Source organism: Hydrogenophaga sp. GW456-12-10-14-TSB4, assembly GCF_059424305.1.
In genome coordinates, this window is the sequence record NZ_JBWKZH010000007.1 from 1 (window position 1) to 17486 (window position 17486).

Below are 17486 nucleotides of genomic sequence, written 5' to 3' on the forward strand. Positions count from 1 at the left end.
CCCCTGCCCACCCGCATCGCCGTGCTCGGCATCGGCATGATGGGCTTCCCCATGGCGCGCCGCCTCTGCGAGGCCGGTTGCGATGTCAGCGTGTGGAACCGATCGCGCGCCAAGGCCGAACGGCTCCAGCCCTTCGGCGCCACCGTGGCCGACACCCCCGCCGAGGCCGTGGCCCAGGCCGACATGGTGATCACCCTGCTCGAACACGGCGGCGTGGTGGAAGACGTGATGTTCCAGCAAGGCACCACCGCCGGCCTGCGGCCCGGCACTCTGGTGGTGGACATGTCGTCCATCCAGCCCCGGCAGGCGCGCGATCACGCCGCCCGGCTCGCCGAACAGGGCGTGCGCCACCTCGACGCGCCGGTCTCGGGCGGCACCGTGGGCGCCGAACAGGGCACGCTGGCCATCATGGCCGGCGGTGCCACGGCCGACTTCGAGCGCGCGCTCCCGGTGTTCGAGCTGCTGGGCAAGGCGGTGCACGTGGGCCCGCACGGTTCGGGTCAGCTCGCCAAGCTGGCCAACCAGATGATCGTGGGCATCACCATCGGCGCGGTGGCCGAGGCCCTGCTGCTGTGCGAGAAGGGCGGTGCCGACATGGGCAAGGTCCGCCAGGCCATCAGCGGCGGCTTCGCCGACAGCCGCATCCTGCAGGTGCACGGCCAGCGCATGGTGGAGCGCGACTTCACCAAGCGCGCGGCGATCGCGGTGCAGCTGAAAGACATGCGCAATGCGCTGGCCACGGCCGGCGAGATCGGCTTCGAGGCACCGATCACCGGCCTGTTCGAGCAGCTGTACGCCCAGGCCGGGGCGCACGGCCTGGCCGACCTGGACCACTCGGGCCTGTTCGTCGAACTCGCGCGCCGCAATGGCATGAACTGAGCGTCTTTGCTACCATTTCGGCCAGTGGGGACGTAGCTCAGCTGGGAGAGCGTCGCGTTCGCAATGCGAAGGTCGGGAGTTCGATCCTCCTCGTCTCCACCAGTCTCTCGGCAAGGCCTTGCGTCCAATGGCCTTTCTCGATTCCACGGCGTAACACGCTCGAAGTGGTCCATCCAGGCGATCCCATCGGGCTCTCGCATGCGCCCAGATTTACCCCATCTCGACAGGCGCCGCCACGGCATCCGGCAAAGCCATCCCGAACTGCCGGGAGATGCGGACGAATACCTGGGATGAAGAGGCATACCGCAGCGGTCTGCCTTTCAGAGGAAAACAGTATTTCCCAATGGATCCTGCGCTCTCCAGAATGCGGCTGCATCCGGGCCACGGGGGCCCGGCACACAGCAGGAACCATGTCTCCAATTCGTTTCGTCACCATCAGCAAGAACGGCAGCAACCCTGCCTACCGCGGTGCCCGCATCGGCATGGACCGCCTGGCCAAGGCCCGTCGCGTCGATGTGCGCCACTGGATGCCCAACGTCGACGACAGCATCGCCGAGCAGAAGGAGGTGCTGGCGCTGCTGGCCCGCGAGCGACCCGACGCCGTGCTCGTCTCGCCAGCGCACGAGAGCCTCCTCGACCCCATGCTCGAACAGTTGCGCGAAGCCGGCGTGGTGGTCGTCACGTTCGTCGGCCGTCCCAGGCGGCACGATCTCGCGCGTTGCCACGTCGGATCCGATGACCGACTCATGACCCAGGCCGTGGCGCGTGCGGTGGCGCGCCGCGCGGATGGCAGGGGCACAGTCGCCATCCTGGACGGCAACCCGCTGGGCATTCTGTACGAACCGCGCGCCAACGGCTTTCGGGCCGGACTTGCAGAGCACCCCGGCATGCGCATCGTCGGTGCGCGCGACGGAGATTTTCTGCGCGAACCTGCGCGCCGGGCCATGCTTGAGCTGCTGGATCGCCACGGGCCCACCGACGCCGTGCTGGTGGCCAACGACTTCATGGGACTCGGCGCACTGGAGGCGCTTCGGGAGCGAGGCGTGCGCGCGGTGCTGGGCAGCGTGAACGCAACCCCGGAGGGCATTGCGGCCATTCGCGCCGGCGACATGCTGGTGAGTGCGGCGTTCAACGCCATGGGCATGGGCTGCATCGCCATGGAAGCGGCCCTGCGCATCCTCAAGGGGCAAGCCGTTCCGAAGCACATCGTGCTTCCGGCGGAACTGGTCGAGGCAGACAACCTGCAGGCCTGGGACCTCAATTACGACCAGCGACCCCTGCCCGACTGGGATCAGACCCTCGCGACCCACTGCGCAGCTTGAGCAGGAAAACACCATGCACGACAAGAACTCCCACGTGGCCGTCATCACCGGTGCGGCCTCCTCGCGCGGCATCGGCTGGGCCACCGCCCTTGCTCTGGCCGACAGCGGCATCGCCGTGGCGGTCGCCGACATCCAGCTCGACGGCGTCACCGAACTGGCGCGGCAGATTCGCGGCCGGGGCGGCCGAGCCCTCGCGCTGCAGGCCGACGTCGCGTCTCGCGCCGGTGTCGATGCGCTCTACGCCGAAGTGGTCAGGCAACTCGGCGAGCCCGACATCCTGGTGGCCAACGCCGGCATCACGCAGTCGATCCCGTTCTCGGAGATCTCGGAGCCGGAGTGGGACCGCATGCTGAGCGTGAACCTCAAGAGCGTCTACCACGCCTGCCAGGCGGCCCTGCCCTTCATGCGCAGGCGCCAATGGGGACGCATCGTGTTCGTCAGCTCGATGGTCGCGCGCGACGGCGGCGGCTTCGGCGCCTGCCACTACGCCGCGGCCAAGGCGGGCATGCTGGGACTGGCGCGCTGCCTGGCGCGCGAGGTGGCGAAGGACAACATCACGGTCAACTCGGTCACGCCGGGGTCCATCGACACCGACATCCTGAAGGGGCGAGCCGCCGAGCGCGGCGGCAAGGACGCCGAACACTACCAGCTCGAACGCATCGCCAAGACCCCGCTTGGCCGGCTCGGCACCGCGGCCCACGTGGCCGACGCGATCCACTTTCTGACCACCCGGGGCGACTTTTGCACAGGCGCCATCGTTGACGTGAACGGCGGGCGCTTCATGGGCTGAACCCGAGGCCGATTTCATGCACCACAACAAGGAGACAAGATGAAGACCCCCCTACGCCGCCGCGCTCTGCTGATCGGATTGCCGGCACTCCTCTCGACCCGGGCCGGATGGACCCAGGCCACGTTCCCGACACGGCCGGTCACCCTGGTCGTGCCCTTTGCCGCCGGTGGCGGCACCGACCTCGTGGCGCGCGTGGTCGCGCAGCACATGGAATCCACCCTGGGTCAACCGGTCATCGTGGAAAACAAGGCGGGCGCGAACGGCAACATCGCGGGCGCCTTCGTGGCCAAAGCGCCCGCGGACGGCCACGTGGTCCTCTACAACACGTCGTCAATGGTCATCAGTCCCGCGGTCTACCGGAATCCGGGCTTCGACGCGCTGAAAGACCTGCTTCCGGTGGGACTCTCGGCCTCCATCCCCACCGGTCTGCTGGTGGCCCCCCAGTTGCAAGCGCGCACACTCCAGGAGTTCATCGCTCACGCGAAGGCCAACCCCGGCGCTCTAGTCTACGGGTCCTCGGGCGCAGGCAACATCAACCACATGACGGCGCTGCAGTTCACCCAGGCGCTGGGCATCGACGCCGTGCATGCGCCCTACAAAGGCAGTGCCCCGGCCACCATCGACCTGGTCGGCGGCCGGATCCACTTCATGATCGACACGGTCAGCAACGTGTCCGGTTTCCTGAAGGAAGGCAAGCTCAAGTTGCTGGCGACGGCAACACCGCGCCGGCTGGCGTTTCACCCACAGGTTCCGACCTTCACGGAATCGGGCGTACCGCATTTCGAGAGCGGGGCCTGGTCCGGGATGATGGTTCCCGCGCGCACGCCGCGTTCTGCGGTCGATCGCCTCAACGCCGCCTTGCTCGCGGCGTTGCAGTCCCCCCAGGTGCGTCAGAAGCTCGACGAACAGGGGACGCAGGCGCTGGGGTCCAGCCCCGCCGACTACGCGAAGTTTCTGCAGGTCGAAACGGAGCGCTGGGCGGCGGTTGCGCGCAACGCGCGGCTGGAGCCGCAGTGAAGGCTCAGGACAGCCGCGTGACACCCGGCCAGTCACCGCTGTCCGCGAGCGCCGCCGCGACCTCGCACAGTTCTCGGGCAACGACCCGTTGGGATGGCGACGGCGCGTCGGTCGCGGCCGCGTACAGGTAGTTGCGGCGGGTGATGCGCACATCGTTGATCGACAGTGCGCGCCAGCCCGTGCGGTGGCTTGCGGACGGCGTCGACGCGGGCACGGGCTTGATGGTGGCGCCCATACCGTCGCAAACACAGTCCATGAGCAGCCCGGCCGAGTCGATCTCGGCCACCACGTTGGGCGCCAGGCCGCGGCGCTCGAACTCCGCACAGACCCGGCGCCGCAGCCCGTGCCGGCCTGTGGGCAGGATGAGCGGCAGTTGCGAAACCTGTTGCAGGGTGAGCGACTGGCAGTCGGCGTCCACCAGCGTGCTGTTTTCCGCGAGCAGCACGAAGAGTTCTTCCTCCACCAGCGGCTGCGCCTTGAACTCCGGCAAGGCATCTAGGGCGAACAGCACGGCGAGGTCCAGTTGGCCCAGGCGCATCATCTGCTCGATCTGTCCACTGAGACCCTCCACCACATTGAGCAGAATGCCGGGGTACTTGCGCCGGATCTCGCGGACCAGCGCAAGCCCGATGGCGCGGAGCATGGTGGCCGGCAGGCCCAGCGAGACCACGCCCTGGGCGTCGCCGCCCTCCTGCCGCGCGATGGACAAGGCCTGCTCGAACTGGCGCAGCATGAGACGGGCATGGTGGTACAGCGCAAGTCCGTTGTCCGTGGGCACCACGCCCTTGGCGGAGCGATGCAGCAAGGCCTTGCCGACCTCTGCCTCCAGTTTCAACACCTGCTGGCTGAGCGCCGGCTGAGCGATGCACAGGCGGCGCGACGCGCGGGTCAGGCTTCCGCTTTCCACGATGCCGACGAAATAACGCAGTTGCCGCAGGTCCATGGCAACCTCAGGCCACCCATGGCTTGCCGAACGCCGGCTCCTTGTACGGAATGGGGGGCAGCTGCCATGTGCCGGTCGATGGCGGCCGCACGTCCGAGTCGATGTGCACATCGATCACGCAAGGCCGGCGGTTGCGCACCGCCAGCTCTACCGCACCTCGCAGGTCCTCGCTGCGCGTGACGGTCATGCCGTCGGCGCCGCAAGCGCGCGCCCAGGCCGCGAAATCCGGGTTGTAGCGCTCGCCACCGGGCCCCTGCCGGCCGCGGTAGAAGCCGGTGCCGATTTCCCGGCCGTCGAACAGCCCGTGCTGCAGATCGCGGATGGCCCCCCAAGCGAAGTTGTTCCAGACGATCCAGACGCAGGGCAGTTCGTACTCCACGGCGGTCGCCACGACATAGGGCGCCATCATGAAGCCCCCGTCCCCGACCACGGCGACGCAAGGCCGATCCGGCGCGGCCAGCTGGGCGCCCAGGACGCCGCACACGCCGAAACCCATGGACGAGTAACCCCAGCTGTTGAGCATGCTCTGCGCGCGCTGCGGCTTCCAGAACTGCATGAACCAGTTGTGATGCACGCCGGAGTCCAGCGCCAGGATCACATCCGGCGGCAGCACGTCCTGCAGCGCGCTCACCACGTACTCGGGGCGGATCGGCGTCGTGATCGCACCAAAGTTCGGTCGCACAAAAGTCTCCCACTCGGCACACCAACCCGCCACCTGCTCGCGCCAGGCGGTGAAGCGGCCCCTGTGCGCCGCGGCGGTCGGGTTCACGGCGGCGAGCAGCTGCCGCGTGAACACCTGGGCGTCGGCGATGATGCCCAGCGTCGGCGGGTAGTTGCGCCCGAGCTCGGCCGGGTCGATGTCGACGTGCAGCAGCTTGCAACTGGGGAAGTTCCAGGAGTAGCCGGGGTGCCAGGTCGAAGACGAACGGTCATCGAAGCGGGTGCCGATGCAGATCACCAGGTCGGCATGGCGGCCGGCCTGGTTGGCCGGGTAGGCGCCGTTGCGACCGATGAAGCCCAGCGTGAGCGGGTCGTCCGCGGGTACACAGCCCATGCCGTTCGGCGAGGTGATGATGGGAATGCCCAGGTCCCGCTGCAGCGCGGTGAGCGCCTCCCCGGCCTCGGCCAGGGTGGCGCCGTGACCGATGAACAGCACCGGGCGCTCGGCCTGCGACAGCAAGCTGACCGCCTCGGCGAGGTCGGTCCCGCTGGCGCCGGGACGGTGCGCGCCGTGCCGGTGCGACACGGACGGCACCTCCACGTCCGCCTCTTCCTGGAAGACGTTGTAGGGGATGTCCATGTTCACCGGGCCGGGGCGGCCGGTGACCATGCAGTCGAAGGCCTGGCGCATCGCCAGCGGCAGCATGTCGACCCGGCTCGGCTGGAAGCTGCGCTTGACCACCGGCCGCATCACCTGCGCGAAGTCCGACTGGTTGTGCGCATAGAGCTCCTGGAACGGTGCCCGGTTGGCCTGCGAGGTCGGCACGTTGGCCGTGATGGCCAGGAAGGCGGAGGAGTCCGCCAGCGCGGTGGCCAGCGGCATCACCATGTTGGCCGAACCCGGCCCGGTGGACGTGAGCGTGACCACGGGCTGGTGCTTGACCCGGAAGTAGGCATCGGCCATGTGCCCGGCACACTGCTCGTGGCGCGGCGACACCAGCTTCACCTGGTCGCGCACCTGGTGCAAGGCGTCCAGGATGCCCACGTTGCCGTGACCGCAGATGCCGAACACGTACGGCACTTTCTGTTTGACGAGGTACTCGGCGATCAGCTCGCCACCTTTGATACGGGACATGACAATTTCTCCGGGGGGGGATTCAGGGCGCGAGCAGCGTCACCATGCGCTCCTCGCTCATTTCGCGCACTGCATGCTGCGGTCCTTCGCGGCCGAAACCGCTGTCCTTGGAGCCTCCGTAGGGCATGAGGTCCACGCGCGAACTGGAGGTTTCATTGATGTGCACCCCCCCCACTTCGAGCCGGCGCGCCGCCGCCAGCGCGTCGGCCAGCCGGTTGGTGAACACGCCCGTGGCCAGCCCGAACGGCGTCGCGTTGACCCGGGCGATCGCTTCGTCCAGGGTGTCGAACGGGGCGATGCACATCACGGGGCCAAAGACTTCCTGGTGGCCGATCGGCGTCTGCGGCGGCACGTCGGCCAGCAGCGTGGGCGGCACCACGGCGCCTCGCCGGGCGCCACCCGCCAGCCGGCGGGCCCCGGCGGCCACCGCCTGGTCGATCCACCCGGCGATGCGCTCGGCCGAGGCCAAGCTGATCACGGGGCCGACCACGGTTTCAGCGGCCGCGGGATCGCCGCTGGGCAGCGCCGCCACCTGGGCGGCCAGGCGCCGCTCGACGTCGGGCACGCGCGAGCGATGCACCAGCAACACCTGCACCGAAGTGCAGACCTGACCGGCCTTGCGGTACGCGGCGTTGACGATCTTGGGCAGCACGCGGTCGAGGTCCGCGTCGTCGCAGACGATGCAGTGGGCGATGGACCCGAGCTCCATCTGCGTGCGCCTCAGGCCTGCGCGTTGCTGGATCAAGCGCCCGGCCTCGGTGCTGCCGGTGAAGGCGTAAAAGCGGATGGCGGGCTCGTCCAGCAGCCACTGGGCCACCTGCACGCCGCCGTGCAGGATGGACAACAGTCCGGCGGGCAGGCCCGCCGCGAGCAGCACTTCGGCCAGGATGCCCGCCGTCATGGGGGTGTGCAGCGACGGCTTGAGGACCACGGCGTTGCCGGCGGCCAGCGCCGGTCCGACCTTGTGGATCACCGTGTTGAGCGGTGCGTTGAACGGGGTGATGGCACACACCACGCCCAGCGGGACGCGCAGGGTGAATCCGATGCGGCCCGCCTGCCCGGGGGCGCCTTCCATGGGAACGAACTCACCGCCGAAACGGCGCGCCTCCTCGGCCGACAACCGCAGGGTGATCACACCTCGACGGATCTCGTTGGCCGCATCGTGCCTGGTGAAGCCGGCTTCCGCCTGCATCACCGCCGCCAGCTCGTCGGCCCGGCCTTCGAGCAGGGTGGCCGCGCGGTCCAGAATGGCGCCGCGGCTGTGCGCGTCCAGCGTGCTGGCACGGAAGGCCTGGTCGGCCGCCGCCACGGCCTGGGCGACCTGTGCACGGGAGGGCAACTGAGCGTCTGCCCACGGCTGCTGAAGGTACTTGTGGAGGACGACGGCGCTGTCGACGCCGTCCTGCCACTGACCTGCGAGAAGCAGACGGCAGGTCTGCAAGGACGCGGCCATCACACCGGCACCTCATCGGTCACCGGTGTGCTGACGACCAGAAACACCAGCGGCACCGTGCCGTTGTTGGTGAAGCCGTGGCGCACACCGGGCGGCACGAACACGTAGTCGTGGCGGCGCAGCACGTGGCGCTTGCCGTCCAGGGTGAGCAGGCCTTCCCCCTCCAGCACGTGGTAGACCTGCTCCTGCACCTTGTGCACATGTTCCTCCACGAACGCCATCGGCGCATAGCAGGAAATGCGGTGGTCGATGCGTTGCGAGCGGCAGGTCTGTGGCGTCACCAGCGGCTTGGACAGCGCGCCGCCGAAGTGCCCCGGGTACTGCAGCCAGTCGATCTCGGCGATGTGGGCGAGGAAAGCGTCGGCCATCTCGGTTCTCATTCGGGTTTGATGCCGGAGGATTCCGCCACCTTGCGGAAGCGCTCGACCTCCTCTCGCTGGTACCTGGCGAACTCCGCCGGGCCCAGCGGCAGCAGTTGCGTGCCGGCCTTGTGCGCGTAGTCCCGGGCGGCCTCCGAGCCGAGGATCTTCATCGTCGCTTCGGTCAGTCGGCGCGTGGTGTCTTCCGGCGTATCCGAGCGCACGTGGAAAGACGTCCAGGTGTTGTAGACAAACTCGGGAAAGCCGCTCTCCTTGACCGTGGGCACGTTCGGGAAGAAGGGATGCCGCTCATCGTCCGTGACGGCCAACGCACGAATGCGGCTGCCCTGCAGCAGGGGCGTGGCGCCCGCGAGGTCCACGATCGCCCAGTCGAGGCTGCCACCGACGACGTCGGTGAGCGCCTGAGCCAGGCCCTTGTACGGCACGTGGGTGTACTTGAAGCCCGCCAGGTTCGCGAACCAGTCGGCCGCCAGGTGGAATCCTGCGGATGCGGTACCGGCGTTCATCGTGGATTTTTTCGACGCGGCCACCAGATCGGCAAGTGTTTTGTGCGGCGAGTTGGCCGGCACCACGATGGCGGTCGTGTTTTTGGTCAGCCCCGCAACCGGCTTGAAGTCCTTGGTGGCGTCGTACGGGAGTTCCTTCACCATCACCACGTTGGTCACCAGGGGCGCGGTGCTGCCCAACAGCAGTGTGTAACCGTCGCCCGGTTGGCTCTTCACGAACGCGGTGCCGATCGAACCGCTGTTGCCGCCCGGCCGGTTCTCCACCAGCACCGGCTGACCCAGCGCGACGGCCAGCTTTTCCCCGAAGAAGCGGGCCGCCGCGTCCGAGCCGCCGCCCGGCGTGAAGGGAACGATCACGCGGATCGGCTTGCTCGGGAAGCTCGCAGCCCCCTGAGCGAAGGCGGTGCCGCACAGCGCGAGGCCGGCGGCGAGGAACAGGCGGCGTGCGCCGCACACGAATGAGGTCTTGGGCATGTCTTGTCTCCTTGTTGTCGTCGGTGAGGGATCAGGACGCGGTGGCGCCGCTGTCCACGAGTTCGATGCGGCCCGTGATCCGCTTCGATTCGTCGGATGCGAGGAACAGGGCCATGTGCGTCAGGTCCTCGATCTCGATCGGACCCAGCAGGTGGGACGGCACTTCCGGTCGATGGTGGCGGTTCTTCTTGTTGAAAATGCGGTGGTTGGGAAAGTCCTGCTGGAACTTGGTCATGCGCGGGCTGATCACCACCCCGGGCGCAATGCAGTTGACGCGAATGCCGTCCGGCGCGTACTCCACGGCCATCGAACGGGTCAGCGCGATCACCGCGCCCTTGGCGGCGGTGTAGCAGTCGCGACCCGCCGTCCCGATGGTGGCGTTGTACGAAGCGGTGTTGATGACCGAGCCACCGCGCCCGGCCTTCTGCATGGCTCGGATGCCGAAGCGGCTGGACAGAAAGGTGCCCAGCAACTCCAGCTTCATGCAGCGCCAGAACTCCGCCATGTCGACAACGGTCACCATGTCGTCGTGGGGCGTTGAGCCGCCGGCGTTGTTGTACAGGATGTCGAGATGGCCGCCGAACGCTGCGGTGCCCTGGGCCACCGCCTGTTCGGTGGACGCTTCGTCGGTGACATCGCAATGCACATACTGGGCCTTGCCGCCATCGGCGCGGATGGCTTGCGCCACGTCGCGGCCACGGGCTTCGTCGATCTCGGCGACGATCACGGCCGCGCCTTCTCGTGCAAAACGCATGGCGGCTGCAGCGCCGATGCCCGCACCACCGCCGGTGATGAAAGCGACCTTGTTGTTCAAACGCATGGAATCAGTCTCCTGGTGGGGTCATGGAAGGGAAAAGGTTTCAGGCCACCAGTGCCTGCGGCTGACGCGCGACGACCTGATCCCAGTCAGGGCACTGCCGCATCTCGTAAGGCTTGTCCCACTCGGCGGCGTTGTCGGCGTCGATGATGTCCGGCCTCAGGTCGATGCGACGCGGAACGTGCTCGCCGCGCAGGTGGCGCAAGGCCATCTCGACCACCAGGCAACCAAAGTGGTGGGTGTTGAACGATGCGGTCGCCGCCAGGCGGCCCGAGCGCACCTCGGCGATGGCATCGGGTGTTCCGTTGATGCTCACGATCGGCACGCTTCGCCCCTGCAGTTCAAATGCCTCCAGAGCGCCCATCGCCATCAGGTCATTGGCCGCCAGGATCGCGTCCAGCCGCGCATGGCGCGAGAGCAAGGCCAGCGCCGCATCGCGGCCGGGTGCGTGCTGGTAGTCACCGGCAATCACGTCCACCAGTTGCATGCCCGGGTACTTCGCAAGCGCCTGCTCGAATCCGCGGCGGCGCTGTGGCGTGGTGATGGAGCCCGGGTGACCATCGATGATCGCTACCCGGGCATCCGGGCGCAGCCGCGGCAACAAGGCGTGGGCCAGCGAAGCGGCCATGCGCGTGTCGTCGGACCCGATGAAGCCCACCCACTGGCCCGCCGTCGGTTCGCTCACGAACAGGATCAGGGGAATGCCGGCCGCGTTGACGTGCGCGATCGCATCGTTGACACCGGTCGCGTGGGCGGGCAGCAGGACGATGGCATCGGGCCGGTCGGCGATGGCCTGCTCGACCAGCAGGGACTGCTCTTCGGGACTGTCGGCCACCTGCGGTGCGAAGTGATCCAGCGTGCAACCCATGCGGTGCGCCACGGCACGGGCGCCGACCAGCGCCCCGCCATAGGCCGGGTTGGTGTGATTCTTGGTGATGATGCGAAGGTGTTTCAAGGGATCTGATCTCAAGAGGAATGGCGGGCGGTGAAGCAAAGCCGATAGACCCCGGACTGCACGGGATCGCGGCACTCGGTGAGTTCCTGGGCAGCGTGCAGGGCCTGCTCCGCTGCATCGAGGACATCGGCGTCGATCAGCAACGCCCAGGCGACCTGCGCGTCCGGTGCACCGCGCAGCGCCTGCTCGGCGCTCGCGGTCGCCGGCGCCGCGCGTTCGGCATTCAGTGCGGTGACCTGCAGGACGCCGGGCCGCTCCAGCAGCCGCTCGCAGGCTGCCGACAGGTCCGGCGCCCCGCCCCCCGCGGCAGCGAGGGTCGCCACGTGTCCACCCTGGGCGCGACCCGCGAAGGCCGTGATGGCGCAGACCGTGCGCGACATGCGGCGAAAGTGGAGCATCGACTCGCGGGTCCAAGCCGTGGGCGCGTCAACACGGGCGCGGTAGTCGGCGCTGCGCAACACGTCGGTCGCCGCCACGCGATAGGCACCGAACACCTCGGCACCCGTGCCGGACACCCGCTCGAACCGGCGGGCTTCGAGAAAACCGGGGATGTCCAGACGTTCAAAGTGGTGCTCCCGGGCATACCACTCCCGGACTGCGGGAGCCTGTCCAGGTGCGACGTCGTGCCAGACCACCAGCATGCCCCCGCGGCTGGTGCGGGTCGTCGTCGGCGGATTCAAAGAGAGGTCCATGGGCACGGATGTTCGACGCTCGACGTTTAACTGTCCATTCGCTAATATTCCTTGATTGATAACTAGGAGTTTGGAATGGAACTGAATCTGCGCGACCTTCGGTACTTTGAAATCGCAGCGCAGACCGAAAACCTGGGCCGCGCGGCCGAGACGATCGCGCGCAGCCAGCCGGCTTTGACCAAGGCCATTCGCCGCCTGGAGCAGACGGTCGGCGGGCCGCTGTTCGAGAAGGCCGGACGCGGCGTTCGGCTGACGCCGGTGGGCCAGGTGCTGGTGGAGGAAGCCCGTCAGTTGCGGGTTTCTGCGGACGAGGCATTGCGCCATGTCGCGGACTTCTCGCAAGGCGTGGCGGGATTGGTCCGCATCGGCAGCGGCACCGTCAGCGTCGGCGCCCTGCTGCCGCAGGTGTGCCGCCTGCTGCTCGAGCAGGCGCCGAAGTCGCAGGTCCGGATCGAGGTGGGTGCCAGCTTTGACCTGCTGGAGCAACTCAGGCAGAAACAGCTCGACCTCGTGGTCGGTCTGCTGCCACCGGAGAAGGATGCGGCCTACAAGCGATACCCGCTGGCCATCGACGAAGTGGTGGTGACCTGCCGCAGCGGCCATCCCATCTTCAAGGCCCGGCACATCAGTCTGGAGATGCTCCTGGACTACCCGTGGGTGCTGCCCCAGGCAGAGGCCTCCAGCCGCCAATGGCTGGAAGCCGCCTTCGCCGCGCGCGGGCTGCCGCCGCCGCCCGTTCAAATCGAGGCGAACTCCATCCCGTTGCTGCCGCAATTGATCGCAGGCACCAACCTCCTGAGCTTCGTGTCGCGCCACACCATCGCCACCGAGAAGCGGGCGCGGCTGCGCGAGATACAGCCGTCGCACCTGATACTGCGGCGCGAGCTGGGCGTGAGTTCGCGCAGCGGCGGCTATCTCTCACCCGTCGCGCGCCGCCTGCTCGAACTCCTCCAGCAACAGGTTCCCGCACTGCTGACGGGCAGTGCCGATTGAGCGGCGCTCGTCTCCGCCGGCCGCTCAGCGCGGCGCGAACTGCGGCTTGCGCTTGCCCAGGAAGGCCCGCACCCCTTCGGCGAAGGCCGGCCCGTCGGCCAACTCGGTCTGGCGCTCCCGCTCCAGCGCCAGCTGCTCGGGCAAGGTGTTGCCTTCCGACGCGCGGTACAGCTCGCGCACTTCGTGGATCGCATGCGCCGGCAGCTGGGCCAGGCGCGCGGCGATCTGCCGGCTCTCGTCGGTCAAGGCCGCATCGTCCACGCAGGCCCAGATCAGTCCCCACTCGGCTGCCTCGGCGGCGCTCAGCCGGTTCCCCAGCAGGGTTAGGCCCATCGCCCGGGCCCGGCCCACCGCGCGCGGCAGGGCCCAGCTCGCACCCATGTCCGGCACCATGCCCAGTGCCGGGGCGAAGGGCAGGTAGAAGAAGGCGGAGCGCGCCGCGATCACGATGTCCGCCGCCAGCGCCAGCCCCGCGCCGCCGCCGGCCGCCGCGCCGTTCACCGCGCACACCACCGGCACCGGCAAGGTGCGCAGCCCCATCACCAGCGGATTGCCCGCGTCGGCCATCATGTCGCCGATCGCGCGCCCCGCGCTGCTGCTGCCGTGGGCCGGCCGATCGGGGTCGAAATCGGACAGCTTGGCGCCCGAGCAGAACGCCTTGCCGCTGCCGGTGAGGATCAGCGCGCGCACCGAGCGGTCTTCGCGCACCCGCTCCAGGGCCTGCAGACAGCCCTGGCGCATCGGCACGCTGATCGGGTTCATCTGAGCGGGCTCGTTCAGGGTCAGGGTGGCGATGCCGTCGGCCACATCGAACAGCACGGCGGGTGCGCTACTCATGTCAGGTCTCCTCCGGTCTTGCCGGTGTACTGGTGGGGGAAATGCAGGCGCACGAACTCGCCGTCGCGCTTCAGGGCATGGCAACCGCCCAGGGGCGAGTTGCGGTGCTCGGGCTGGTCGGGGTCGGTCACGTCGTCCGCGCTGTTCCACAGCATCTGGAACGCGGTGGTGGCCATGGGCGGCAGCAACTCGGTCAGGTGGGTGCAGCCCAGTTCGGCCCGGAACAGGCGCTTGACGACCCGGATGAAGCCGGGCTGGATGCGCTGGCCGATGAGGCGGCCGTAGCTGTCGGTGATGGCGCCGCACACCGCGTGCGGGCCCTCCAGCGTGTGCGCTTCCACAGCGTGGATCAGGCGGTCGCGGTCGATGGTGAGGCACAGCGTCATGTGGTGGATGGCCTCGTCGCCCGCCACCGTCTTCTCTTCCAGTTCGATCGGAAACGGCTTGGTGTCGATCAGTGTGCCGACGATGTCGTACAGGCCGTCACTGCGCTCGAAGCCTTCGCAGCGGATGCGCCGCAGGTGCACCGGGCGGCGCGTCACCGGGGGCGGTGGCGTGCCGGCCATCTCAGTCCGGCGCACCGTGCACCACGCCCGCGGCCAGCAGGGCGTCGATCTCGCCGTCGCTGCGGCCCAGCTGGCGCAGGATGTCCAGGCTGTCGCGGCCGATTGCGGGCGCGGCCGGCGGCAGCTCGCTGGGCGTGCGCTCGAAGCGCGGCGCGGGCGCGGGCTGCACGGCGCCGCCCTGCTCCACGAAGATGCCGCGCGCCCGGTTGTGCGGGTGCGCGGGCGCCTCGGCCATGCTCAGCACGGGGGCCACGCAGGCGTCGCTGCCTTCGAGCAGCGCGCACCACTCGTCGCGCGGCTTGCCCAGGAACAGCGCCGCCAGCTTCTCGCGCAGCGCGGGCCATTCGGCACGCTCCCATTGCTGCGCAAAGCGCGAGTCCGTGATGCCGCACTTTTCCAGCAACAGCCGGTAGAACTGCGGTTCGATCGCGCCGACGGACAGGTAGCGCCCATCGGCACACCGGTAGTTGCCATAGAAATGCGCCGAGCCATCCAGGAAGTTGCTCTCGCGCTCGTTGTGCCAGAAGCCCTTGGCCTGCAGGCCGTACTGCGCGGCCATGAGCACCGCCGCGCCGTCGGCGATGGCCGCGTCCACCACCTGGCCCGCGCCCGACCGCTGCGCTTCATACAGTGCGGCGACCACGCCCAGCGCGAGCAGCATGCCGCCGCCGCCGTAGTCGCCGACCAGGTTGAGCGGCACGGCCGGCGGCCGGTCGGCCGGGCCCATGGCGTGCACCGCACCCGAGAGCGCGATGTAGTTCAGGTCGTGGCCGGCGGCCTGCGCCAGCGGCCCGGTCTGGCCCCAGCCGGTCATGCGGCCGTAGATCAGCTTCGGGTTGCGCGCCAGGCAGTCTTTCGGCCCGACGCCGAGCTTCTCGGTCACGCCGGGGCGAAAGCCCTCGATCAGGATGTCGGCCCGCTCCACCAGCTGCAGCACGGTCTCCACCGCGCGCGGGTCCTTCATGTTGAGCGCAATGGAATGGCGGCCGCGGTCCACCACGCTGTCGTTGCGCATCAGCGCTTCGAGCGCGCTGCCGCCGCCGGGTGTGGGGATGCGGTCCACACGGATCACCTGGGCGCCCATGTCGGCCAGCATCATGCCGGCGAAGGGGCCCGGGCCGATGCCCGCGAGTTCGATGACGGTGACGCCTTGCAGGGGTCCGCTCATGCTGCCCTCACCTCACATGCGCTTGGCGACTTCTTCGAGCATCACCTCGGTGGCACCGCCGCCGATGGTGAGGATGCGCGCGTCGCGCGCCATCCGCTCGACCGGCGTGCCGATCATGTAGCCCGTGCCGCCGTGCAGCTGCAGGCAGGTGTGCACCACCTCCTGCAGGGTTTCGGCGGCGAAGCACTTGAGCATGGACACCTCGCGCACGATGTCCTTGCCCTCATCGATCATCTGCGCGCACTGGTAGGTGAGCGAGCGCACGGCCGCCGTCTTCGACGCCATCCAGGCCAGCTTGTTGCGCACCACCTGCTGGTCCCACAGCGACTTGCCGAAGGCCTGGCGCTGCTTCACGTATTCCACCGTCAGCTCGATGGCGCGCGAGGCCGTGCCCGAACTCAGCGCGCCGATCACCAGGCGCTCGTTCTGGAAGGTGCTCATGATGTAGTAGAAGCCCTTGCCCTCCTCGCCCAGCAGCGCGTCGTGCGGCACGTGCAGGTCTTCCAGGTAGAGCTCCGCCGTGTCGGACGAACGCCAGCCGTGCTTGTCCAGCTTGCGCGCGATCTTCAGGCCCGGGTTGCCCTTCTCCACGATGAACAGCGACAGGCCCTTGCTGCCCTTGGCGTGCGGGTCGGTGCGCGCGGCCACGATGTAGATGTCGCCGAACACCGCGTTGGTGATGAACATCTTGGAGCCGTTGATCACCCAGCCGCTGTCGGTGCGTTCGGCGCGCGTCTTCAGGCCGGCCACGTCGGAGCCGGCGTGCGCTTCGGTCACGCAGATCACGCCCACCTTCTCGCCCGCGCAGGCCGCCGGCAGGTAGCGCTCCTTCTGCTCGTGCGTGCCGCGGTGCGCGATGTGCGAGAGCGACATGTCGCTGTGCACCGTGAGCGCGGAGGCCACGCCGCCGTAGGTCGAGCGCGAGAGTTCCTCGCCCAGCACCAGCGAGGACAGGGCCCCCAGGCCGCCGCCGCCGTACTCGACCGGGTGGCGCATGCCCAGGAACCCCATCGCGCCCAGGTCGGTGAAGACATGGCGCGGAATCTCGCCGCTGGCCTCCCAGGCGTCGCCGTTGGGGACGATCACCTCGTCCACATAGCGGCGCAGCTGTTCGCGCACCATGCGCAGGTCCTCGTCGACGATGTCGGGTTCGCTGAAGTAAGGCAGGGTCATGGGAGGGTCTCCGGGTGGTTCTTGCCACTATTATAGTCCGACACGTCGGGTTATTTAAAGAGCCCGACGCGAGGCGGGCAGACGAAAATCAGCAGGTACACTCACAGGCCTCTGAGAGGGAACAGACATGCCACGCGTGCGATCCGACGACTACGACGCCAAGAGCCAATCCATCATGGACAGCGCTGCCGCGCTTTTTGCGAAGGTGGGCTACCCCAACGCGAAGATGCAGGACATCGCGCAGGCCTGCGGCGCGACCAAGTCCATGCTGTACCACTACTTCCCGACCAAGGACGACCTGCTCAGCGCGATGCTGACCGAGCACCTGGAACGGGTGATTGCCAGCGTGGACGAGGCGGTGGCCGGCAGCCGGCCGGCGAAGGAACGCTTCGCCGCTTTCGTGCAGACCTACGCGCAGAAGTCGGCCCAGTCGCGGCGGCGCCACGTCATCGCCATGAACGACGTGAAGTTCCTGCCCAAGGCCATGCAGACGCCGCTGCGCCAGCTGGAGAAGAAGGTCACCGACCAGGTGGCCGACCTGCTGCGCGAGGTCAATCCCGGTCTGGAAGACGGCGTCTACAAGCCCTACGCGATGATGCTGCTGGGCATGCTGAACTGGACCGACTACTGGTACCGGCCCGGCGGCCCGATGAAGTCCGACGAGCTGTGCGAGCGCATCACGCGCCTGTTCCTGCTCGGCTTCATGGCCGAGAAGTAGGCGCGCGG

18 protein-coding genes and 1 tRNA gene are annotated in these 17486 nt (G+C 68.5%); 7 read left to right on the forward strand and 12 right to left on the reverse strand.

Going from position 1 to position 17486, the window contains the following annotated elements; genetic code table 11:
- Nucleotides 1-3: 3 nt before the first annotated feature.
- The 5 genes from AC07ZS_RS05500 (at nucleotide 4) to AC07ZS_RS05520 (ending at nucleotide 4008) form a co-directional block, all read left to right on the forward strand.
- Nucleotides 4-879: an NAD(P)-dependent oxidoreductase gene (locus tag AC07ZS_RS05500; RefSeq protein WP_494797699.1), complete on the forward strand. Its 876-nt coding sequence runs from the start codon at nucleotides 4-6 to the stop codon at nucleotides 877-879.
- A 26-nt stretch (nucleotides 880-905) separates the two neighbouring features.
- Nucleotides 906-981: transfer RNA gene (locus AC07ZS_RS05505), tRNA-Ala, on the forward strand.
- A gap of 308 nt (nucleotides 982-1289) precedes the next feature.
- Nucleotides 1290-2201, forward strand: a complete 912-nt coding sequence (locus AC07ZS_RS05510) for a sugar ABC transporter substrate-binding protein (RefSeq protein WP_494797573.1) — start codon at nucleotides 1290-1292, stop codon at nucleotides 2199-2201.
- Nucleotides 2202-2214: 13 nt separating this feature from the next.
- Nucleotides 2215-2991: an SDR family NAD(P)-dependent oxidoreductase gene (locus AC07ZS_RS05515; RefSeq protein WP_494797574.1), complete on the forward strand. Its 777-nt coding sequence runs from the start codon at nucleotides 2215-2217 to the stop codon at nucleotides 2989-2991.
- Between the two features lie 39 nt (nucleotides 2992-3030).
- On the forward strand, nucleotides 3031-4008 hold the full coding sequence (locus tag AC07ZS_RS05520; protein WP_494797575.1) for a Bug family tripartite tricarboxylate transporter substrate binding protein: 978 nt from the start codon (nucleotides 3031-3033) through the stop codon (nucleotides 4006-4008).
- A gap of 4 nt (nucleotides 4009-4012) precedes the next feature.
- Here AC07ZS_RS05520 and AC07ZS_RS05525 read toward each other — a convergent pair whose 3' ends face one another.
- From AC07ZS_RS05525 to AC07ZS_RS05560, 8 genes are read right to left on the reverse strand one after another with little or no spacing between them, the layout of a single operon-like run.
- Entirely contained in the window at nucleotides 4013-4951 is a 939-nt protein-coding gene (locus tag AC07ZS_RS05525) for a LysR substrate-binding domain-containing protein (RefSeq protein WP_494797576.1), read from the reverse strand.
- 7 nt (nucleotides 4952-4958) lie between these two features.
- Nucleotides 4959-6746, reverse strand: coding sequence for a thiamine pyrophosphate-binding protein (locus AC07ZS_RS05530; RefSeq protein ID WP_494797577.1), 1788 nt, complete (start codon nucleotides 6744-6746; stop codon nucleotides 4959-4961).
- Between the two features lie 22 nt (nucleotides 6747-6768).
- Nucleotides 6769-8199 (reverse strand): aldehyde dehydrogenase family protein, encoded by a 1431-nt coding sequence (locus AC07ZS_RS05535; RefSeq protein ID WP_494797578.1) that lies wholly within the window; start codon nucleotides 8197-8199, stop codon nucleotides 6769-6771.
- A complete protein-coding gene (locus tag AC07ZS_RS05540; protein ID WP_494797579.1) occupies nucleotides 8199-8567 on the reverse strand; it encodes a cupin domain-containing protein in 369 nt (122 codons plus the stop codon). The genes AC07ZS_RS05535 and AC07ZS_RS05540 overlap by 1 nt, the downstream gene beginning before the upstream one ends.
- An 8-nt stretch (nucleotides 8568-8575) precedes the next feature.
- Nucleotides 8576-9559 (reverse strand): Bug family tripartite tricarboxylate transporter substrate binding protein, encoded by a 984-nt coding sequence (locus tag AC07ZS_RS05545; RefSeq protein WP_494797580.1) that lies wholly within the window; start codon nucleotides 9557-9559, stop codon nucleotides 8576-8578.
- Between the two features lie 31 nt (nucleotides 9560-9590).
- Complete coding sequence (locus AC07ZS_RS05550) at nucleotides 9591-10379, reverse strand: SDR family NAD(P)-dependent oxidoreductase (protein WP_494797581.1); 789 nt, start codon at nucleotides 10377-10379, stop codon at nucleotides 9591-9593.
- 40 nt (nucleotides 10380-10419) lie between these two features.
- A complete protein-coding gene (locus tag AC07ZS_RS05555) occupies nucleotides 10420-11331 on the reverse strand; it encodes a sugar ABC transporter substrate-binding protein (RefSeq protein WP_494797582.1) in 912 nt (303 codons plus the stop codon).
- Between the two features lie 11 nt (nucleotides 11332-11342).
- Nucleotides 11343-12023 carry a hypothetical protein gene (locus tag AC07ZS_RS05560; protein WP_494797583.1) on the reverse strand — a complete coding sequence of 227 codons (681 nt, stop codon included), beginning with the start codon at nucleotides 12021-12023 and terminating at the stop codon, nucleotides 11343-11345.
- Between the two features lie 75 nt (nucleotides 12024-12098).
- Here AC07ZS_RS05560 and AC07ZS_RS05565 point away from each other — a divergent pair, with 75 nt between their 5' ends.
- On the forward strand, nucleotides 12099-13016 hold the full coding sequence (locus AC07ZS_RS05565; protein ID WP_494797584.1) for a LysR family transcriptional regulator: 918 nt from the start codon (nucleotides 12099-12101) through the stop codon (nucleotides 13014-13016).
- A 24-nt stretch (nucleotides 13017-13040) separates the two neighbouring features.
- Here the strand turns inward: AC07ZS_RS05565 and AC07ZS_RS05570 are convergent, their stop codons facing one another.
- The 4 genes from AC07ZS_RS05570 to AC07ZS_RS05585 are packed head-to-tail and all read right to left on the reverse strand — an operon-like array spanning nucleotide 13041 to nucleotide 16760.
- Nucleotides 13041-13853, reverse strand: coding sequence for an enoyl-CoA hydratase-related protein (locus AC07ZS_RS05570; RefSeq protein WP_494797585.1), 813 nt, complete (start codon nucleotides 13851-13853; stop codon nucleotides 13041-13043).
- A complete protein-coding gene (locus AC07ZS_RS05575; RefSeq protein ID WP_494797586.1) occupies nucleotides 13850-14419 on the reverse strand; it encodes a DUF2889 domain-containing protein in 570 nt (189 codons plus the stop codon). The genes AC07ZS_RS05570 and AC07ZS_RS05575 overlap by 4 nt, the downstream gene beginning before the upstream one ends.
- Before the next feature lies 1 nt (nucleotide 14420).
- Entirely contained in the window at nucleotides 14421-15587 is a 1167-nt protein-coding gene (locus AC07ZS_RS05580; RefSeq protein ID WP_494797587.1) for a CaiB/BaiF CoA transferase family protein, read from the reverse strand.
- A gap of 12 nt (nucleotides 15588-15599) precedes the next feature.
- Nucleotides 15600-16760 (reverse strand): acyl-CoA dehydrogenase family protein, encoded by a 1161-nt coding sequence (locus AC07ZS_RS05585; RefSeq protein WP_494797588.1) that lies wholly within the window; start codon nucleotides 16758-16760, stop codon nucleotides 15600-15602.
- A 127-nt stretch (nucleotides 16761-16887) separates the two neighbouring features.
- On the opposite strand from AC07ZS_RS05585, the gene AC07ZS_RS05590 reads away from it, so the two are divergent.
- On the forward strand, nucleotides 16888-17478 hold the full coding sequence (locus tag AC07ZS_RS05590; protein ID WP_494797589.1) for a TetR/AcrR family transcriptional regulator: 591 nt from the start codon (nucleotides 16888-16890) through the stop codon (nucleotides 17476-17478).
- Nucleotides 17479-17486 lie beyond the last annotated feature (8 nt).